This is a genomic window from Rhizobacter sp. P2_H2, from assembly GCF_056403375.1.
Window position 1 is genome coordinate 1 of the sequence record NZ_JBFUFP010000727.1, and the last position, 2,837, is coordinate 2,837.

The following is a 2,837-nucleotide window of genomic DNA, read 5'->3' on the forward strand; positions in this document are numbered from 1 at the left end:
GGCGCGATGCTGGCCGCGCTCACCGATGCGGCGATCGACGGCGAGGCCTACGACCGCGACCTGCCCGAGCGGCAGCGCACGACCTTGTATTGACGATGTCCGCCCCGATCCCCTCCCAGACGCCCCCTTTGAACGCCGCGGTCGAGTTGCACACCGAGCGGCTGCGACTGCGCCCTGTGCATGACGGCGACGCGCCCGCGCTTCTGGCGATCTTCAGCGACCCCGAGACGATGCGCTACTGGAGCGCGCCGCCGTGGACCTCGATCGACCAGGCGCACGCGATGATCGAGCGCGACCGCTCCGCGATGGCCGCCGGCGAGCACCTGCGCCTCGCCATCGAACGGCGCGACGATGGCGCGCTGATCGGCCTGTGCACGCTGTTCCACCTGAATGCCGCCTGCCGCCGCGCCGAGGTCGGCTACGTGCTCGCCCGCCCGGCCTGGGGCCGCGGCCACATGAACGAGGCCTTGCGAGCGCTGCTGCACCACGGCTTCACCGCGATGAACCTGAACCGCGTCGAGGCCGACATCGACCCGCGCAACCGCGGCTCGGCGGCCAGCCTCGAGCGGCTCGGCTTCACCCGCGAAGGCTACCTGCGCGAGCGCTGGATCGTCGGCGACGAGGTGTCGGACAGCTGGCTCTACGGGTTGCTGCGGCGCGAGTGGGAAGCGATGAAGATGTCCGGAAGCGGCGACCGCTGACGCGCCGCCGCACCTACGCTGCAGCCATTCGCCGCACGGCACACCGGAGCACACGATGGCCTCGATCCACCAGCACATCTCGATCAACGTCCCGGCCCGCGAGCTGTGGGATGCAGTGCGCGACATCGGCGCGCTGCACACCCGGCTGGTGCCCGGCTTCGTCACCGACTGCCGGCTGGAGGACGGGGGCAGCGCCCGCGTCGTGACCTTCGCCAACGGCGTGGTGGCCCGCGAGTTGATCGTCACCCTCGACGACGGCGCGCGCCGGCTGGTGTGGAGCGCGGCCGGAGGCCGGCTGATGCACCACAATGCCTCGGCCCAGGTGTTCGAGGACGGCGCCGAGCGCTGCCGCCTCGTGTGGATCGCCGACCTGCTGCCCGACACGATGGCCCCGGCGATCGCCGCGATGATCGGGCAGGGCCTGCAGGCGATGAAGAAGGCGCTGGAATCCGCCGCGGCCCCGGGCCACAATGCGCCCCTGCACGAACCGCCCGCCTGAAAGGAAGACCTCGATGACCTTCGACCACATCGGCTTCAACGTCAGCAACTTCACCGCGATGCGCAGCTTCCTCGTCACTGCGCTGGAGCCGCTGGGCATCGGCATCACGAAGGAGGCCGAGGGCTGGGCCATGATCGGCCGCGAGGGCCAAGGCCAGTTCTGGTTCGGCTCGTTCGGCAACGCACCGGGGCCGATCCACATCGCCTTCGCGGCGCAAGACCGCGAGCAGGTGCGCCGCTTCCACGCCGCCGCGCTGGCCGCGGGCGCGAAGGACAACGGCGCCCCCGGCCTGCGGCCGCACTACCACCCGAACTACTACGGCGCGTACGTGATCGGCCCGGACGGGCACAACTTCGAGGCTGTCTGCCACAGCCCGCAGGCGTAGCCGCGACACTGCCAGCTCAGGCCACGAACCGGCAGCTCGACGCCGGCGTGCGCGTGTCCATGTTGCGGCCGCGGTTCAGGTGGTCGTCGATCTCGGCGGCACAGCCCAGCATGCGCGGGATCAGGAAGATCGTGAACGCCGCCGTCTCCAGGTCGCGCTCGGCCAGTTCGCCGCGCCGCAGCCGCTTCCACAGCATCTTCAGCAGCAACGATGCGATCACCGCATCGATGTTGACGCAGTAGACGTTGCGCGACACGCCGGCGTCGAGCAGCGCCTGCACCAGTGCGCGGTAGTAGGCGTGGAACACGTTGTGCTCGCCGCGCTGCTCGAGCAGCTGCGCGATGAAGACCTCGCGCGGGTCGTGGTTGACCGGCTTGTCCTTGAAGACCGGGTGGTTCACGCCCGGCAGTTTCGCGATGTCGGTGCTGCCGATGCTGCGGCGCTCGGCCTTGTAGCTCGCATAGCGCTGCGCGGTGCGCCACGCGAGCGCCGCCAGGTCGATGCCGTGCTCCGGATCGGCCGGGTCGGCCAGCCGGGTGTCGCGGAACTGCTCGTTCAGGAACGCGATGCCCTCGTAGCCGTTGCCGCCATGCGTGTAGCCGGTGTGCGTCAGGAAGCCCATCAGCRCCTTGTTCAGCTGCACGCGCTGAGCGGCCTCGGGGCCATCGGCCGACACTGCGCCCTTCGCGCCCTGCGCCGAGATCGCCCCCGGACCGTTCGTCAGCAGCAAGCCGAACAGCGTCTGGCAGACGAACAGGTCTTCATCGACCGGCGGCAGCCCGATCAACGCGGCGAACGCGATCTCGGTCAGCGAACAGCGGCCCAGCAACTGCGCGTCGTCGAAGCTGCAGAACTGCCCGGCCTGGTGGCGCGTGTCCGGTGCCGAAGCACCGATCAGCGTGCCGAACAAGGCCATCCACCACGGCAGGCTCTCGGCCGTGAGGCGCGACACGCGCTTGGCCATCAGCGGCGTCCAGGCGAGCGTGGTCGTGATGGCGGCGAGCACGGCATCGGCCGTCGGATGGCCCGGCAGCGCACGCAGCCAGCGCAGCAGCGCGGACTTTGCGCCGCGCGCATCGAGCGCGGCCAGCAGCGCCTGCGCGCGCGCATCCGGCGTGCCGCTGACCAGCCCTTCACAGCCGAGGATGTCGACCTTGCCGAGGTCGAACCGCTCGTCCAGCGCGTCCTTCAGCCCGGCCGCGGCGAAGCGGTCGATCAGCAGCCGGGCCGCCTCGCGCGCGCCCTGCTGGCC

4 protein-coding genes are annotated in these 2,837 nt (G+C 70.7%); 3 read left to right on the forward strand and 1 reads right to left on the reverse strand.

Going from position 1 to position 2,837, the window contains the following annotated elements:
- Positions 1-95 precede the first annotated feature (95 nt).
- Genes AC1D15_RS25340 through AC1D15_RS25350 form a run of 3 tightly spaced genes read left to right on the forward strand, consistent with a single transcriptional unit; the run spans position 96 to position 1,585 of the window.
- Positions 96-701 carry a GNAT family N-acetyltransferase gene (locus AC1D15_RS25340; RefSeq protein WP_477828158.1) on the forward strand — a complete coding sequence of 202 codons (606 nt, stop codon included), beginning with the start codon at positions 96-98 and terminating at the stop codon, positions 699-701.
- 55 nt (positions 702-756) lie between these two features.
- The gene (locus AC1D15_RS25345; RefSeq protein ID WP_477828159.1) at positions 757-1,200 is read left to right on the forward strand and encodes an SRPBCC family protein; all 444 of its coding nucleotides are present in this window, start codon (positions 757-759) and stop codon (positions 1,198-1,200) included.
- Positions 1,201-1,213: 13 nt separating this feature from the next.
- Positions 1,214-1,585: a VOC family protein gene (locus AC1D15_RS25350; RefSeq protein ID WP_477828160.1), complete on the forward strand. Its 372-nt coding sequence runs from the start codon at positions 1,214-1,216 to the stop codon at positions 1,583-1,585.
- A gap of 16 nt (positions 1,586-1,601) precedes the next feature.
- Here the strand turns inward: AC1D15_RS25350 and AC1D15_RS25355 are convergent.
- Positions 1,602-2,837, reverse strand: a 1,236-nt coding sequence (locus tag AC1D15_RS25355; RefSeq protein WP_477828161.1) for a citrate synthase family protein, incomplete at its 5' end; no start/stop codon positions are given.